The following is a 15,672-nucleotide window of genomic DNA, read 5'->3' as shown; positions in this document are numbered from 1 at the left end:
AGATTTCCCTAATGGCACAAGCTTTATTCGATATTTTTAGATCGTCTTCGAAGCGATCTCGCCTTGCAGCAGCTCAATCAGCTCAGCAACCGGCTTGGCGCCAATATCGCCTTCGCCGCGCTTGCGGATCGATACGGAGCCGGATTGCGCCTCATTGTCGCCGACAACGAGCATATACGGAATTTTCTCCAGCTGCGCTTCACGGATCTTGTAACCCAGCTTCTCGTTGCGCAGGTCGCTTTCAACGCGAACACCGGCATTGCGCAATTGCTCTTCTACATCACGAGCATAAGCCTCATATGCTGTCGATACTGGAATGATCTTCGCTTGAACCGGGGACAGCCACAGCGGCAATGCGCCTGCAAAGTTTTCCAGCAGGAAGGCAGTCATCCGTTCCATCGTGCTGATAATCCCGCGGTGAATAACGACTGGACGGTGTTTTTTGCCGTCATCGCCGATGTATTCGAGCTCGAAGCGTTCAGGGAGCAGGAAATCCAGCTGTGCAGTCGACAGCGTCTCTTCCTTGCCAAGAGCTGTCTTGATCTGAACGTCCAGCTTCGGACCGTAGAACGCCGCCTCGCCTTCCGCTTCAAAGAACGGCAGACCCAGCTCCTCTACAACCTCGCGAAGCATGCGTTGGGACGTTTCCCACATCTCATCGTTTTGGAAATACTTCTCTGTATCCTGCGGATCACGGTACGAAAGACGGAAACGGTAGTCTTTAATGCCAAAGTCCTCGTATACTTTGCGGATGAGGTTAACGACGCGCGCAAACTCTTCCTTAATTTGGTCCGGACGGCAGAAAATATGCGCGTCATTCAGCGTCATCGCGCGTACGCGGTGGAGGCCTGTCAGCGCACCGGACATTTCATAGCGGTGCATCGTGCCCATCTCAGCAATCCGTACCGGCAGGTCTCGGTAGCTTCTCATATCGCTTTTGAACACCATCATATGGTGAGGGCAGTTCATCGGACGGAGTACCAGCTCTTCATTATCGAGCGCCATCGGAGGGAACATGTCCTCGCTGTAGTGCTCCCAGTGGCCGGAAATTTTATATAGCTCTACATTGGCCAATACCGGCGTGTAGACATGCTCATAGCCCAGACGCTCTTCCAGGTCGACGATGTAGCGCTCCAGTGTACGGCGAACCTTCGCACCGTTTGGCAGCCACAGCGGCAGGCCTTGGCCAACCTCGCGGGAGAATGTGAACATTTTCAGCTCTTTGCCGAGCTTGCGGTGATCACGTTTTTTCGCTTCCTCCAGGAAATGGAGATGCTCGTCCAGCTGCGCCTTTTTGGCAAAAGCCGTACCGTAAATGCGCTGCAGCATTTTGTTCTTGGAATCGCCGCGCCAGTATGCGCCTGCAACGCTCAGCAGCTTGAACGATTTGATACGGCCTGTGGACGGCAAGTGCGGTCCGCGGCACAGGTCGAAAAACTCGCCTTGATCATAAATCGTAAGCTCCGTGTCAACCGGCAAATCACGAATCAGCTCAAGCTTCAAGTTGTCGCCGATATCAGTGAAGATAGCGATCGCCTCATCACGGCTCACAACGCGGCGGCGGATATCGAGATTTTGCTGGACGATGCGCTCCATTTCCTTCTCCAGCTTCGTCAGATCTTCAGGTGTCAACGAATGCTCCATATCGATATCGTAGTAGAAGCCGTCTTCAATGACTGGACCGATACCCAGCTTAACATCAGCGTCGCTGTACAGCCGTTTGATCGCTTGAGCGAGCAAGTGAGCTGTACTGTGACGGTATACTTCAAGGCCGTCTGCCGAATCAACGGTAACAATCTCAACTGCGGCATTCTCATCGATTGGCGTATATACATCCACAACTTTGCCGTTCAGCTTACCGGCAATTGCGTTTTTGCGAAGTCCAGGGCTGATGGAGCCTGCAACCTCTTCGATCGTCGTTCCTGCTGCGTACTCGCGAACGGCGCCGTCTGGGAAAGTAACTTGAACAGACATGTGATTCATCCTTTTCTCATCGTAAATTTAGCTGGCGGGAAAGCCTCGATTGAACATTCAAATGAACGCAAAAAAAGCACGCATCCCGCAAAGGGACGAGTGCTTCTATACCCGTGGTTCCACCCTACTTCGACTGCGACCGCCACTAAAAAAGCTAACCGCCGTCCTTGTATGCTCTGGTAACGGAGAGAATCCGGTACAGCTTACAGACGGTTTCCCGCTTTCAACCGTACAGCTACAAAGGGGTACATCCGCTCCTGCCAGAAGGAAATTTCAGCCTTGTTTCCTCTCTCTGAACCGGCATAAATGAGACAAATGCATGTCTTTGTCATTGCTGATAGCATTTCAATGCTTATGTCCAATATTATAGTCCTCAATGACTGCCCGGTCAATAGTCATATGGAATATAATGGATATTTTGATTTTTAAGGCTGCACTCCATCATTAATCGTATCGAAAGACGGGCTGCAGGCGCTGCATTGCGTACAGACCGAAACCCTGTTGTCGAAAATCGTCTCGATCGTACGAATGACCTGCATGTCTGGCTGCCTCGTATGAATCATGATGCTTTTCGGTGATACAGCAATTAAAGAGCTGATAACCATATCCTCGATGTTCATTTCCGTCTCCAGCATTTCCGCAACCATCCGGTCGGAATGAGGCTTAGGCTCAAACAGCTGAAACTTGTCATTGTACATGACAAATTCATGATTGCCCTTATGGACGAGGTGAACGATTGGCACCTTCGATTCCTGAAGCCCGACAAAATATTTGAGCAGCGAAATAAACTCCTGATATTGCTTATCCAGCACATATTCATCCAAGGCATACTCGACAATTTCAGCCAGCTCCTTGCGGTAATGCTGAAGCCTGAAAGTCGTGAGGCCTGTTAGATCCAGCCAAGTATTTTCCTGCAGGAAAAGCTCAATCTCATCCGCGACCTTCATTTTCCGCCGCTGCCGGTCCGCATCAAGAAACTTCGTCCCCAGACCGTCCCATTCTTTCCCGTGCAGCAGCTCATGGCAATACTTCTCGATCATCGGCGCGTCCACCGCATAATTGCCCTTATATTTGCGGCGGATAATGGCAGCCAATATTTGCGGCTCCATACGGGCTACAATAAATTCGGCAATCGCCTTCGAAGCCGATAGGTATACCGGCTGACTATGTTCGGCCAATTGAAAATAGGGCAAGAGCGCATGACAGCTCACATGGGGCTCTCCATCCTTTAAAAGCTTGAATTGAATCAACGGTTCATTCGTTTCTGCTTCGATATGTAAATCGTTGGCGGCATATTCATTCATCATCTGTGCCAGCCCGGATGCTTCATGTTCCAATGCGGAAGGCAGTGTTACGGTAAACAGCTCCATGAGCTCACCCCTTTCATTCCCCTTCTTAAGTATATGGCCCTAGGCTAGGGGATATACGATGAAGAGTTTGGGAAGTGAAGGGGGCTGTTACCCTTTATTTGGCGTAAAAAAGCCCTATCTTCGCTTGACGAAGACAGGGCCGTGACTATCCGCTAGTTCTGCATAACAAAATCATTCTCAGCCTTCTCCGTTTCGGAGTAGACCTTAAGAATATTGTATTTCGTGTCGCGCTGCGCCGGTGTTTTGCCAGCCTCGCGGATTAATTGAAGAATAAGTTCAATATTTACTTTATGAGTCGTGCCCGCTGCCGATACAACGTTCTCTTCAATCATCGTGCTGCCGAAATCGTTGCAGCCGTAGGAAAGCGACAATTTGCCCATTTCCGGCCCCATCGTTACCCATGACGACTGGAAGTTGTCGATGTTGTCCAGCATAATACGGCTAACTGCAACAACTTTCAAATACTCTTCGGGCTTCGCTTTCTCCCGCTTCATATTCGTGTTGTCCGGCTGGAACGGCCAAGAAATGAAGGCCAGGAACCCTGTCGAATCATAGCCATTGGCAATGCACTCGTCTTGCGCGTCGCGAATGCGCAGCAGGTGCAGCGCTCGCTCTTCCATCGTTTCGCCAAAGCCGTAAACCATCGTAGCCGTTGTATTCATGCCGTGACGGTGTGCAGACTTCATCACGTCCATCCAATCGGTCCATGAGCCCTTCATCCGGCTGATTTTACGGCGGGTACGATCGTCCAGAATTTCCGCTCCGCCGCCAGGCAGGGAATCAAGTCCGGCTTCATGAAGCTGACGGATAACCTCATCCAGCGAGAGCCCCTCGGACACATCCTTCATCTTCTGAATTTCTGCTGGAGAGAAAGAGTGCATCGTTATATCAGGGAAATTCATTTTAATCTTACGAAGCAAATCGGTGTAATACGTGAAAGGCAAATCAGGATTCGTGCCACCCTGCATCAAAATTTCAGTGCCGCCGACATCTTTCGTTTCCTGAATTTTGCTCAAAATCGTCTCATCCGAAAGCACATAGCCTTCCTTGGAGCCCGGCGCACGGTAAAAGGCGCAAAACCGGCAATAAACATCACAAACATTTGTATAATTGACGTTGCGTCCTACAACGAAGGTCGTAACGGGATCAGGATGTCTTCTCAGCATCAGCTGATTCGCGACATGCCCCATCTTCTCGATTTCATCGGATTCAAAAAGTACGACGCATTCTTCCAAGCTAATGCGTTCGCCTCTCAGCGCTTTATCTAAAATATAGTCAATCGTTGCCATTACGCAACACCTCCTAATTAACCGTTCATTTACAAGCTACAATTTCATCCTAACATAATTCCAACTCGACCGACACCCCTGTGAATGTGGCAATTAAGCGAACGCGTCCTCAGCAAAAAAGGAGTACAGCTGCCCTTAAACAGGAAGCTGTACTCCAACCAATATTCACTATGCCCGCAATGCTGCATCCAGATCGGCAATGAGGTCCTCTACATCTTCAAGGCCAACAGAATAGCGGAGAGTGCCATCTGTAATTCCGCGTTGAAGGCGTACTTCCCGCGGCATCGCGGCATGCGACATCATCGCAGGATAAGACAGGATGCTCTCTACCGCGCCAAGGCTGACGGCTACGAGCGGAAGCTCAACCCGGTTCAGCAGCGCTTTAGCAAGGTCGCCGCTACCAACGTCGAACGAGACAACCGCGCCATACCCTGCCGATTGACGCTCATGAATTTCACGTCCCGGATGATCAGGCAGACCCGGATAATAGACACGTTCAACATTCGGATGGCCCGACAGCCATTCCGCAAGTCTGCGTGCGCTCCGTTCGCTTTGCTCCATCCGAGCTTGCAGCGTCTTCATGCCGCGCATCAGCAGCCAGCACTCGTGTGCGCTCAATACCGCGCCGAGACCGTTTTGCAGCGCATAAAGCCTTTTGCCCAGCGCTTCATCCTTCGTTACGGCAAGACCAGCCAGCACATCGCTATGGCCGCTTAGAAACTTTGTCGCGCTGTGCAGCACGATATCAATGCCGAGCTCCAGCGGACGCTGATGATACGGTGTCATGAACGTATTGTCGAGAAGCGACAGCAGGCCATTCTCCTTAGCCCAATCAGCCAGCAGCTTGATGTCGGTAATTTTCAGCGTTGGATTGGAAGGCGTCTCAATAAATATCGCTTTCGTATTTGGCTTGATTGCAGCTTTCACCGCTTCAAAATCCGTCATATCGACAAAAGTCGTTTCAATGCCAAGACGGTTCAGTACCGTCGTCAGGAAGCGGTACGTTCCGCCGTATACATCCTCCGTCACAATGAGGTGATCGCCAGCCGAGAACAACAGGAAGGTCGTCGAAATCGCGGCCATGCCCGATGCGAATGCGAATCCGCGCGTTCCGCCCTCCAGCAGCGCGATGTAATTCTCTAGCGCTTCGCGGGTCGGATTGCCGGAACGGCTGTAATCATGATGCGGCGGATTGAACACATCGTGATGATGGAAAGTTGAGGCTTGAAAAATCGGCGTGCTCGAAGCGCCTGTCTGCTCGTCGATTTCAGCGCCGAAGTGAAGCAGCTTTGTCGAAAAGCTGCGGCTTGCGATTTTATCCGGGTTGTTTCTGTCTGCCATCCTGCTATTCCTCCCCAATTTCCTGTTTCGCTGCGGCTAGTGCTTGTTCCAAATCGCCGATCAGATCGTCTACATGCTCGATACCGACAGAGAAACGCAGTAAGCGATCGTCAACTCCGATTTTGCGGCGGATTTCTTCCGGAATGTCTGCATGCGTCTGTACAGCCGGATAAGTCATCAGCGACTCTACGCCGCCCAGGCTTTCAGCGAAAGCAATCAGCTTAACGTGACGCAAAATCGGTTCCACATAACGGGCATCCTTCAAGCGGAAGGAGAAAATGCCGGTGTTGCCGGAGGATTGCTTGCTCTGAATATCATAGTTCGGATGATGCGGCAGTGCCGGATAATAGACTTCTTCCACTGCAGGATGAGTCTGCAAATATTCCGAAATTTTCGTTGCATTATATTGATGGCGCTCCATGCGCAAAGCGAGTGTCTTCATGCCGCGCATCAGCAGCCACGAATCTTGCGGCCCCAGAACGGCGCCAATCGAATTATGAAGAAAAGCCATTTGTTCGGACAGTTCTTTGCCCTTAGTCACAATCAGTCCGGCCAGCACGTCATTATGGCCGCCCAAATATTTGGTCGCGCTATGAATGACGATGTCCGCCCCAAGCTCAATTGGACGCTGGAAGAAAGGTGTCAGCAGCGTGTTGTCGACAATCGTCAGCAGCCCTTTCGCTTTTGCCCATGACGCTACACGCTCGATGTCAGTAATCATCATCAGCGGATTCGTTGGCGTCTCAATTAGAACAGCTTTCGTATTCGGCTGATAAAGCTCGTTAATTCCATCCAGATCATTCGTGTCTACATAAGAGGCTGTTACGCCAAATCTCGACATGATCCTCTCCAGCAGACGGTATGTACCGCCATAAAGATCAAGGGAAACGATAAGGTGGTCGCCTTGGCTGAACAGCGCAAAAATCGTTTGCAGCGCTGCCATGCCGGAGCTACAGGCAAAGCCTGCATCTCCGGATTCGAGCTTAGCCGCCGCTTCTTCCAGTACGGAACGCGTCGGGCTTTTTGTACGGGCATAGTCAAAACCGGTGCTTTGTCCGAGCTGCGGATGACGGAAAGCTGTGGATTGGTATATGGGGAAGCTTACTGCTCCCGTAACTGGCTCCTTAATGGAACCGATCTGCGCCAAATGACTTTCGATTTTCATAATTCGATACGCTCCTTCGTCTCTCTTATATGCCCGCGCCTAATTCATAAGGCGTTTGCTGGTATACATAATAGTTGAGCCAGTTCGAGTAAAGCAGGTTGGCATGCGCGCGCCATGTCGAAAGCGGAAGACGCTCCGGGTTATCACCCGGGAAATAGTTCTTCGGCACATCAATAGCCAGTCCTTTCGCCTTATCGCGGTCATACTCGAATTTCAGCGAAAGCGGGTCATATTCCGAATGGCCGCTGACAAAAATTTGCCTGCCATCCTTAGAAGCTACAATATAGACGCCGGATTCTTCCGATTCCGACAAAATTTCCAGCTCCTCGATTTTCTCGATATCCTCCCGCCGGACTTCGGTGTGGCGTGATTGCGGAACGAAGAACATTTCATCGAAGCCGCGAAGCAGGTTGATATTCCGCTTCTCGATCGTGTGCGGAAACACGCCGAAAATTTTATCATCAAGCTCATATTTCGGAACGCCGTAATGATGGTAGAGTCCAGCCTGCGAGGCCCAACAGATATGGAAGGTCGAAGTGACATGCCTTTTGCTCCATTCCATGATGTCCTTCAGCTCTTCCCAGTAGTTCACGTCTTCGAAATTCAAATGCTCTACCGGCGCGCCGGTTATGATCATCCCGTCATAATACTCATGAGAAATTTCGTCGAAGGTTTTGTAAAAGGACTCCAGATGCTCCGCCGAGGTGTTTTTCGACGTATGCGTCTTCGGATGGAGCAATACCGCCTCCACTTGCAGCGGCGTGTTGCCGATCAGGCGCAGAAGCTGCGTCTCGGTCGTTTCTTTGGTCGGCATCAGATTCAGAATAACAATCCGCAATGGACGGATGTCTTGATGGTAGGCAGTGCTTTCGTCCATCACAAAAATGTTCTCGTTGTTTAATACTTCTTTCGCTGGTAAATGATCTGGCACTTTAATCGGCATACGATTCACTCCTTTTAACTCAGTCTGGGTATATAAAGCGCAAAAAGACCCTTTCTGCAGTGAGAAAAGGTCGTACGCTCAAGAAATAAAGCTTCCGCCTCTCTCATCTCTCAGAAACCTGTAACCATTGGTCTCCGCAAGAATTAGCACCGTGCTTACGCCGGTTGCCGGGCTTCATCGGGCTAGTCCCTCCGCCTGCTCTTGATAAGAAAGTTGATCTATTTGGTTATGCACTTCAATTCCAGTTCTTATTATTAACTTTAATGGATTCCGGCATTCGCGTCAAGAAGGATTGTAGCATAAGCTATAGCAAATAAAAGCCTCTTTTTCTTCTTGAATGTAAATGCACAGCAGGAGTATACTAGACAAGGATTGCGGATTATACCCGATTCTAGACGAATTAGCAAAGGAGTGCATACGGACATGGAAGGCGACCGACCTAAGCCTGACAACAATCGAATACGGTATCTGCCGAATCGAAAGCTAACTTGGGCTTTACGGTGTCTTACGTAATCGTCCCGAAAGCACTTTTCATCCGGCAGTTCTCCGTTAATGAAGAGAGGAGATGCAAGGGATGAAAATTCGTCTCGTACATGATGGAGTATTTACTCCTGTAGAGGATATTAATGAAACGCTGCTTCCCGCAGCAAAAGGCTTCTATTGGATAGACGCCGACGTAGAGGATCTGGCTGTCCTGCAGCCGTTGTTCGGCATGCATGATCTGGCCGTAGAGGACTGCTTGAGTGAAGAAGAGCAGCGTCCAAAAATTGAAATTTATGAAAATCATTATTTTATCGTAATTAACAGCATCCGGTTTGATGATGAAGAAATCTTCCTCCGGGCATTGAATATTTTTCTCGGACGCCATTATATCATAACGGTAACGAAGCAAAAAATTAATGAGCTCCGCTCCTTAAAGCCTGTCTTGTGGGAGCAGGAGGTTAGCCGTCCCGATTACTTCCTGTATCATCTGGTCGACATCGTCGTCGATAACTATTTCCTTGTCGGCGACCGGATCGATACCCGGATTGAAACGCTGGAAGAAGACATTCTGATGCATACGAAAAAATCGCATCTGAATGAAATTATCGGCTTGCGCGGCGAAATTTTATGGCTCAAAAAAGTGCTTGGTCCGCAAAAGGACGTAATCGCCACTTTAAATAAGAAGGATTTAAAGCTGATCGACGACCAGCTGCAAAAATATTTTAGCGATATTTATGAAAATGCGGTCAAAATCGCCGAGTCCTTCGACACGTACCGCGAGCTCATGGGCAACTTGCGCGAGGCTTATCAATCCAGCATCTCGGCCAGAGCGAATGAAATCATGCGCGTCTTTACCGCGATGACGACGATCTTCATGCCCTTGACGTTCATTACCGGCATTTACGGGATGAACTTCGATTTCATTCCCGGCCTGCATTTGCGCGGGGGCTCGTATATTTTGCTCGGCATTATGATGCTGCTGGGCTTTGGCATGTTCTATATTTTCCGCAAGAAAAATTGGCTGTAAGCGGCTTAGGCGGGCCTCTGCTCTGTGTTCATCACGAGCGGGCGGGCGGACGACCAGACAACGGGGCCTTCAAAATGCAAATCTGCAGTTTGTTTAGCCGATAATGGTCATTTTCACAGCTCAAAATGTAAAAGTGCAGTTTGTTTGGTCCATTTCGCCTCTTTTCGGCGGTTTTGGGACCGTCAAACTGCATTTTTGCATTTGAAACGCTATTATTGATGATTTCCCCCAATTTAAACTGCACTTTTGCAGTTTGGCAGTTTGGCAGCGTGTGGAGGATAAATGTGCATTCGTAGCAGATCAATTTGGAGTAAGACGGGGTTCGTGGTGACCTTTATTGGTAATACAGCACCAGCCGAATGAATTATTTAAGGCTAACGAAGCTGGCTGGCTGTTGGTCGGATAAGGTTAGCGTGATTCAAACCAAAGAAAAAAGCACGAAGGCCGCAGTACCGTGGACATTCGTGCTTTTTTTACTATTAGTCTTCCTCGAAGAGGTTGGTCGACAAGTAGCGCTCGCCCGTATCCGGGAGCAGAACGACGATCATTTTACCCTTGTTCTCCGGGCGCTGAGCCAGCTCTGTTGCCGCTTTAACAGCAGCTCCGGAGGAGATGCCGACGAGCAGTCCTTCTTCCTTCGCCAAACGGCGTGCAGTCAGAATCGCATCCTCGTTCTTCACGGTAATAATCTCGTCCACCACATCGCCATTGAAGTTGCCTGGCACAAAGCCGGCTCCAATACCTTGGATCTGGTGAACGCCGCGCGTGCCGCCCGATAGAACCGGAGAGCTGTGCGGCTCAACCGCCACGATTTGCACCGATGGCTTGAGCTCCTTCAATCGGCCGCCAACACCGGAGATCGTACCGCCCGTGCCTACGCCGCCGACAAAAATATCAACCGCGCCATCTGTATCCTTCCAGATCTCCTCAGCGGTCGTCTTTTTGTGAATGGCCGGATTCGCCGGATTTTCGAATTGCTGCGGGATGAACGCATTCGGAATTTCCTTAGCAAGCTCTTCCGCTTTCTTGATTGCACCCATCATGCCTTCCGAAGCTGGAGTGAGCACAAGCTCGGCTCCCAGAGCTTTAAGAAGCTTTCTCCGCTCCGCGCTAAACGATTCCGGAAGTATAATGATCAGCCGGTAACCAAGCGCCGCCGCTGCAAACGCAAGACCAATGCCGGTGTTGCCGCTAGTCGGCTCGATAATAACGGAGCCCGGCTTCAAAACGCCGCGTTCCTCCGCGTCCTTGATCATCGCGAAGCCAATCCGGTCCTTCACGCTGCCGGCAGGATTATAATATTCAAGCTTCGCCACGATCGAAGCTCCAGTCTGTTCCCGCTTCGTATAATTGGCCAGCTCTAGCAATGGTGTGTTGCCGATTAGCTCTGTCAAATTGCCATAAATATTCGCCATTGTAGCACCCGTACCTTTCAACAATTAGTAACCGTATAATCTTTATCGGTATCCGTCCATTATACCATCTTGGGACGGCTTACCCAAATGGAAACGCCATTTTTTTGCTGTATGCCGCCAATTCCATTATAATAAATATAGTCAATGTCAAAGCGCATATCTTCCAAAGGGGGGATTGAGATGAATATCAGCCAGCTTGAGACGCTCCTCACAATATCCAAAACGATGAGCTTCCGCAAGGCGGGAGAATTACTGAACCTGACGCAGCCCGCCGTGTCCGCACAGATCCGAACGCTGGAGGACGAATTCAAAACGGTTTTAATCGATCGCAACCAGCCCGTCACCTTAACGGATCATGGACAAGTATTCCTCGAACATGCGGAACGCATTCTATCGATTGTAGAGGAACTGAAGCAAAAGCTGTCAGATCTAAGCTCTACCCCGCAAGGGCATATACTAATCGGAACGACCTCTTCGATTGCCATTCAGCTTTTGCCCAGGGTACTGTCTTATTTCCAGAACCAGTTTCCGCTTATTAAAACAACGATTCATACCATGCCCTCTTCACAGGTAATGACTAGCGTCGAGAACGGCAGCGTCGATATTGGCATTACATACTTGACGGACAAACCGCCGCATGTTGATTCTTCCACCCTTTACTTCGATACCTTCGAACTGGTTGTATCGCCAGCACATCCCTTGAGCCATCTCACGCATACGAAGTTTGAAACGCTCAAAGATATCCCGTTTATTATGTTGGCTCCAGATACGCTTGGCCGCCGGTTTTTGGATCGTATCTTCCGTAAGTACAACATCCAGCCGAACATCGTCATGGAGCTGTCAAGCAGCGAAGAAATTAAACGAATGGTTGAGATCAATCTTGGCGCAGCCGTCGTATCCAAGCTTTCGATTGCCAATGAATTAAAGCGGGGCTCTCTCCGCATGATTAAAGTAACGGAACTCGAGATCACCCATCCGGTAGGCGTTGTCTATAAATCCGGCAAATATTTAAATACCGCGATGCAGCAGTTTTTAAGCGATTTGAAGGGCATGCCGGAGCATCAATTTATTAGCAGCGAATAATACATTTTTATGATTGCGCAGAGTTGGCTTTTCCATTTCCCGCTATTGCCGGAGGAGGTTCCACCCTATGAAATTTGACTTACACACGCATAATGAACGTTGCGGCCATGCGGTCGGAACGATCGAAGACTATGTAACAGCTGCCATCGAGGCAGGACTGCAAGTGATCGGCATTTCTGACCACTCGCCTTTTTTCGCCCATGAAGACGACCAGCCGTTTCCCGGCATTGCGATGGCGCGCAGCGAATTTGCCAACTACATTGAAGAAATTCAACGTTTGAAGGTGCAGTATAAGGACCGTATTGAGGTACTGCTCGGCATGGAGTCGGACTTCTTCCCGGAATATATCGATATTTACCGCAAGGCATATTCAGAAATTCCGTTCGATTATATTATCGGGTCCGTGCATCAGGTTAGCGGAGTGAGCATTTTCAACCGCAATCGCTGGAAAAATCTATCGGAGAAACGCCATATTGAGGAAAAGCAGCTGTATTACGATCTGATCCGGCAATCCGCACGCACGGGACTGTTTCAAGTGTTAGGCCATATTGATGCGATGAAAGGCTACTATCCGCAATTTTCCGAAATTCCTGCCCACGCAGACATCGACGAGACATTGCGGGTCATTGCAGATGAGGATGTTTCTATCGAGATTAACACCTCTGGCAGCACCAAAGATGTTGGCGGCTGGTATCCTTCGAATGAAATTTTGGAACGGGCGCTTCATTTTGGAGTGAATGTAACGTTCGGATCCGATGCGCACATTCCTGGACGGGTTGGCGATGAATGGGAGCTCGTACAGAAGCGCTTGAAGGAGATTGGCTTTAAACAATGGGTCTTTTACCGGAGAAAACAAAAAATTATCGTTCCAATATAAGTAATGAATATCTAGAGGGCTCTGCCGACCCGATTACGGGAAACAGCAGGGCCTTTTTATTCAGATTTGGGCAAAAAAAGTGGACCCGCGCGATCGCAGGTCCTAAAGGATATATTAAAAGGGGGTCTTGTTTATTATAATAGCCCATTAATATGTACACACCGTAACAGTACTATTTCATTTGTGTAACAAATTTTGATCTTTTGTGACTTCGGAGGTTGGTTGACGATGATGTGGCTGGCAATTGCCATCGGCAGTGCCGTTCTCTTTGGCTTGGCCGGCTGGTGGATGAAAGTAAGCCAGATGCGCGGCGGAAATGCCAATGTTCTGCTGCTAGGTCTTTATATATCGGGAACTGCGGGCTTTGGCATTCATGCCGCCATGGAAGGAACGCTTGGACTGCTCGCCGATTACCGGATATGGATTGCGGGCATCATTATCGGTGCCGGCTCGGCCATCGGAAATGCCGTATTTATGAAGGCGCTGGAGTATGGCCCGGCCAGCCTGACCTCCCCATTGACCAATCTGAATATTGTTCTGGTCGTCGCCTTGGGAACATTCGCATACGGCGAACGGATTCATTGGAATGAAGCAGTTGGCATTGCCCTGCTCCTGCTGGCTGTAGCGATGATTTCCTATAAGAAAAACAATTCACGTTCAACTATCGAGAAACGCTGGTTCATTCTCGTTGGTGCTGCAATCATTCTGTTCGCCTTCCGCAACGGCGGCCTGAAAATAACAGAAGAGCTCGGGCTGCCAAGCGCACCAGTGTTATTTATCGGATATGCCCTGTCTCTGCTCTGGTTTATTCGTCCGCTGCTTCACTCTCGCGCAGACAAGCTAGCTGTGGCAACCGGAATGAAGCTTGGGCTGCTGGCCGGGATATTCTCTTACGGCGGACTGCAATTGTACGCTATTGCTCTTGCCACAGGACCCGCCAATCTGGCAGCCCCCATCTTTGCAACCAATAGCTTAGTCGTCGCGTTAGGCGCCATTATGGTATACAAGGAAAGGTTAAATGCGGTTCAATGGGCTGCCTTTGCCTGCATGATTGCTGGGCTTGCCATTATTCGCCTCTAAAATAAACAGGAAAACAGCCTCCTGAGCCAGTTGCTGGCTCCAATGAATGCTGCTCAGTTAGAAGAAGCAGCGATTCATTGTACGGAGGCTGTTTTTTAATGGGGAATCAAGAAATCAAAGCATCAATCGAATAAGCACCTGCACCAGTGAACGCCACGCCTAACGCTATGGCCAGCAATACTAAATTGTATTCGTAGCCGTTCTGCGTCACCCACAGGCCGTTAGCGCCATGAACTTTAGCAATTGCGATCAGCATCGTAACGATAATAAGAGCTGCTCCAAGCCATGTTACAAAACCAGCTGCGAACAACAGGCCGCCGCCCAATTCGATAAGTCCCGCGGCAAGCGCCATTGGCACCCCAGGTTTCATGCCAATCGACTCCAGCCATCCTCCCGTACCTTTAAGTCCATATCCGCCAAACCAGCCAAACAGCTTCTGCGTTGCATGACCCACCATCAAAAGACCAATAACTACCCGAATAATTAATAACCCTGTGTCCAACATTTAAAATCTCACCCTTCAAATTTGTTTTGTTTTGTTGGACTAATAATATATTAAGTTACTTACTTAAGTCAAGTATATTAATAAAAAATATTTAAATTCACTTTATAAGGAATTCAACTTACTTTTCCTAAGTACATATGCTACAATAGGTATACAGAAAGCGGGGTGATCGAGTTGGATTATACAACAATGTGCCCAAGGTATGAGGCTGCGGTAGATGTATTAGGCAAGAAATGGACGGGCCTTATTATTCGGGTGCTTCTTGGCGGACCGAAGAGGTTCAAAGATATTAAAGGACAAATTGCTGATATGAGCGATAAAATGCTGACCGATCGCATGAAGGAGCTCGAGTCGCAAGGTATTGTTAAACGGACCGTTTTCCCGGAAATGCCGGTTCGGATCGAATATGAATTGACCGAAAAGGGACTTAAGCTTCAGCCGGTCATCGAATCGATTCAAGCCTGGGGAGAAGAATGGATGTAACGTAAAAGCCGCGCAAGCGGCTTTTTTGCATGGTAGGGTTTTATATTTTGGTTTACATTTTGGTTTATTCGAGGCGTGAGCTTTAGCGAGCCTGCTTCGCTGAAGAGCGAACCAAAGTTCGCTATACGAGAGCGAATGGTTCCCGGTACGCGTTACAGTGAACTAGACTTCGCTTTTCGAGAACCCAGCTTCTCCAACTGCGAAAATCTCTTCGCTAATGCTGGAGAGTCACGCAAATCCGCAGGTTTTGAGTAAAATCTGCGAACTAGCCTTCGCTAATTAGCGAAGGAGGCTCGCTCTTATTCTTGTCAGCCGATTCGCAACCCTCTCTTCCACCCATTCTCACGTTTTAGGTTAATCAGCCTGCACTTTTACGTTTTGATCTGTTAAGACATTGCTGTAGCGAACCAGCTTCGCTAAAGAACGAACCAAAGTTCGCTATATGAGAGTAAATCGCTACCGGTAGGCGCTACAACGAACTAAACTTCGTTTTTCGAGAACCTAGCTTCTCCAACTGCGAAAATCTCTTCGCTAATGCTGAAGAGTCACGCAAATCCGCAGGTTTTGAGTAAAATCTGCGAACTAGCCTTCGCTAATTAGCAAAGGAGGCTCGCTCTTATTCTTGTCGGCCGATTCG

General features: G+C 49.2%; 14 protein-coding genes, 1 pseudogene and 1 riboswitch. Of the genes and pseudogenes, 6 read left to right on the top strand and 9 right to left on the bottom strand.

Going from position 1 to position 15,672, the window contains the following annotated elements:
- Positions 1–36: 36 nt before the first annotated feature.
- The 7 genes from thrS to metA form a co-directional block, all read right to left on the bottom strand.
- Positions 37–1,974, bottom strand: coding sequence for a threonine--tRNA ligase (thrS, locus tag ACFVVF_RS15410; RefSeq protein ID WP_387810990.1), 1,938 nt, complete (start codon positions 1,972–1,974; stop codon positions 37–39).
- Between the two features lie 203 nt (positions 1,975–2,177).
- Complete coding sequence (locus tag ACFVVF_RS15405; RefSeq protein ID WP_387810987.1) at positions 2,178–2,306, bottom strand: hypothetical protein; 129 nt, start codon at positions 2,304–2,306, stop codon at positions 2,178–2,180.
- 93 nt (positions 2,307–2,399) lie between these two features.
- Complete coding sequence (locus ACFVVF_RS15400; protein ID WP_387810984.1) at positions 2,400–3,344, bottom strand: putative sporulation protein YtxC; 945 nt, start codon at positions 3,342–3,344, stop codon at positions 2,400–2,402.
- Between the two features lie 152 nt (positions 3,345–3,496).
- Positions 3,497–4,633 carry a cyclic dehypoxanthinyl futalosine synthase gene (gene mqnC, locus ACFVVF_RS15395; protein ID WP_387810981.1) on the bottom strand — a complete coding sequence of 379 codons (1,137 nt, stop codon included), beginning with the start codon at positions 4,631–4,633 and terminating at the stop codon, positions 3,497–3,499.
- Between the two features lie 168 nt (positions 4,634–4,801).
- Positions 4,802–5,974, bottom strand: coding sequence for a trans-sulfuration enzyme family protein (locus ACFVVF_RS15390; RefSeq protein WP_387810978.1), 1,173 nt, complete (start codon positions 5,972–5,974; stop codon positions 4,802–4,804).
- Positions 5,975–5,978: 4 nt separating this feature from the next.
- A complete protein-coding gene (locus ACFVVF_RS15385; RefSeq protein ID WP_387810975.1) occupies positions 5,979–7,139 on the bottom strand; it encodes an aminotransferase class I/II-fold pyridoxal phosphate-dependent enzyme in 1,161 nt (386 codons plus the stop codon).
- Between the two features lie 25 nt (positions 7,140–7,164).
- The gene (metA, locus tag ACFVVF_RS15380) at positions 7,165–8,082 is read right to left on the bottom strand and encodes a homoserine O-acetyltransferase MetA (protein WP_387810972.1); all 918 of its coding nucleotides are present in this window, start codon (positions 8,080–8,082) and stop codon (positions 7,165–7,167) included.
- 100 nt (positions 8,083–8,182) lie between these two features.
- Positions 8,183–8,293: riboswitch (SAM riboswitch) on the bottom strand.
- 363 nt (positions 8,294–8,656) lie between these two features.
- Between metA and corA the strand changes: the two genes are divergently transcribed.
- On the top strand, positions 8,657–9,592 hold the full coding sequence (gene corA / locus ACFVVF_RS15375) for a magnesium/cobalt transporter CorA (protein WP_387810969.1): 936 nt from the start codon (positions 8,657–8,659) through the stop codon (positions 9,590–9,592).
- A gap of 479 nt (positions 9,593–10,071) precedes the next feature.
- Here corA and cysK read toward each other — a convergent pair whose 3' ends face one another.
- Positions 10,072–11,007 carry a cysteine synthase A gene (gene cysK, locus ACFVVF_RS15370; protein WP_387810966.1) on the bottom strand — a complete coding sequence of 312 codons (936 nt, stop codon included), beginning with the start codon at positions 11,005–11,007 and terminating at the stop codon, positions 10,072–10,074.
- Positions 11,008–11,187: 180 nt separating this feature from the next.
- Here cysK and ACFVVF_RS15365 point away from each other — a divergent pair, with 180 nt between their 5' ends.
- The 4 genes and pseudogenes from ACFVVF_RS15365 (at position 11,188) to ACFVVF_RS29210 (ending at position 14,047) form a co-directional block, all read left to right on the top strand.
- Positions 11,188–12,090: a LysR family transcriptional regulator gene (locus ACFVVF_RS15365; RefSeq protein WP_387810962.1), complete on the top strand. Its 903-nt coding sequence runs from the start codon at positions 11,188–11,190 to the stop codon at positions 12,088–12,090.
- A gap of 67 nt (positions 12,091–12,157) precedes the next feature.
- The gene (locus ACFVVF_RS15360; RefSeq protein WP_387810960.1) at positions 12,158–12,967 is read left to right on the top strand and encodes a histidinol-phosphatase; all 810 of its coding nucleotides are present in this window, start codon (positions 12,158–12,160) and stop codon (positions 12,965–12,967) included.
- A 228-nt stretch (positions 12,968–13,195) separates the two neighbouring features.
- A pseudogene (locus tag ACFVVF_RS29215) lies at positions 13,196–13,591 on the top strand (EamA family transporter); the annotation flags it as partial.
- A 3-nt stretch (positions 13,592–13,594) separates the two neighbouring features.
- On the top strand, positions 13,595–14,047 hold the full coding sequence (locus ACFVVF_RS29210) for an EamA family transporter (RefSeq protein WP_483875030.1): 453 nt from the start codon (positions 13,595–13,597) through the stop codon (positions 14,045–14,047).
- A 106-nt stretch (positions 14,048–14,153) separates the two neighbouring features.
- On the opposite strand, the gene ACFVVF_RS15350 is transcribed toward ACFVVF_RS29210, so the two are convergent.
- Positions 14,154–14,552 (bottom strand): DoxX family protein, encoded by a 399-nt coding sequence (locus ACFVVF_RS15350; RefSeq protein ID WP_387810954.1) that lies wholly within the window; start codon positions 14,550–14,552, stop codon positions 14,154–14,156.
- A gap of 174 nt (positions 14,553–14,726) precedes the next feature.
- Between ACFVVF_RS15350 and ACFVVF_RS15345 the strand changes: the two genes are divergently transcribed.
- On the top strand, positions 14,727–15,035 hold the full coding sequence (locus ACFVVF_RS15345; protein ID WP_042165257.1) for a winged helix-turn-helix transcriptional regulator: 309 nt from the start codon (positions 14,727–14,729) through the stop codon (positions 15,033–15,035).
- Positions 15,036–15,672: the final 637 nt, after the last annotated feature.

Source organism: Paenibacillus sp. NPDC058174 (genome assembly GCF_042883865.1).
GTDB lineage: Bacteria > Bacillota > Bacilli > Paenibacillales > Paenibacillaceae > Pristimantibacillus.
This window is presented reverse-complemented; position numbering and strand designations above follow the sequence as displayed.

Excerpts from the sequence above, each read along its gene's own strand:
- mqnC (WP_387810981.1), bottom strand. The coding sequence starts at position 4,633 with ATGGCAACGATTGACTATATTTTAGATAAAGCGCTGAGAGGCGAACGC.
- ACFVVF_RS15385 (WP_387810975.1), bottom strand. The coding sequence starts at position 7,139 with ATGAAAATCGAAAGTCATTTGGCGCAGATCGGTTCCATTAAGGAGCCA.
- ACFVVF_RS15390 (WP_387810978.1), bottom strand. The coding sequence starts at position 5,974 with ATGGCAGACAGAAACAACCCGGATAAAATCGCAAGCCGCAGCTTTTCG.
- metA (WP_387810972.1), bottom strand. The coding sequence starts at position 8,082 with ATGCCGATTAAAGTGCCAGATCATTTACCAGCGAAAGAAGTATTAAAC.
- ACFVVF_RS15360 (WP_387810960.1), top strand. The coding sequence starts at position 12,158 with ATGAAATTTGACTTACACACGCATAATGAACGTTGCGGCCATGCGGTC.
- cysK (WP_387810966.1), bottom strand. The coding sequence starts at position 11,007 with ATGGCGAATATTTATGGCAATTTGACAGAGCTAATCGGCAACACACCA.
- ACFVVF_RS15365 (WP_387810962.1), top strand. The coding sequence starts at position 11,188 with ATGAATATCAGCCAGCTTGAGACGCTCCTCACAATATCCAAAACGATG.
- ACFVVF_RS15405 (WP_387810987.1), bottom strand. The coding sequence starts at position 2,306 with ATGACAAAGACATGCATTTGTCTCATTTATGCCGGTTCAGAGAGAGGA.
- ACFVVF_RS15350 (WP_387810954.1), bottom strand. The coding sequence starts at position 14,552 with ATGTTGGACACAGGGTTATTAATTATTCGGGTAGTTATTGGTCTTTTG.
- ACFVVF_RS15400 (WP_387810984.1), bottom strand. The coding sequence starts at position 3,344 with ATGGAGCTGTTTACCGTAACACTGCCTTCCGCATTGGAACATGAAGCA.
- corA (WP_387810969.1), top strand. The coding sequence starts at position 8,657 with ATGAAAATTCGTCTCGTACATGATGGAGTATTTACTCCTGTAGAGGAT.
- thrS (WP_387810990.1), bottom strand. The coding sequence starts at position 1,974 with ATGTCTGTTCAAGTTACTTTCCCAGACGGCGCCGTTCGCGAGTACGCA.
- ACFVVF_RS29210 (WP_483875030.1), top strand. The coding sequence starts at position 13,595 with ATGATTTCCTATAAGAAAAACAATTCACGTTCAACTATCGAGAAACGC.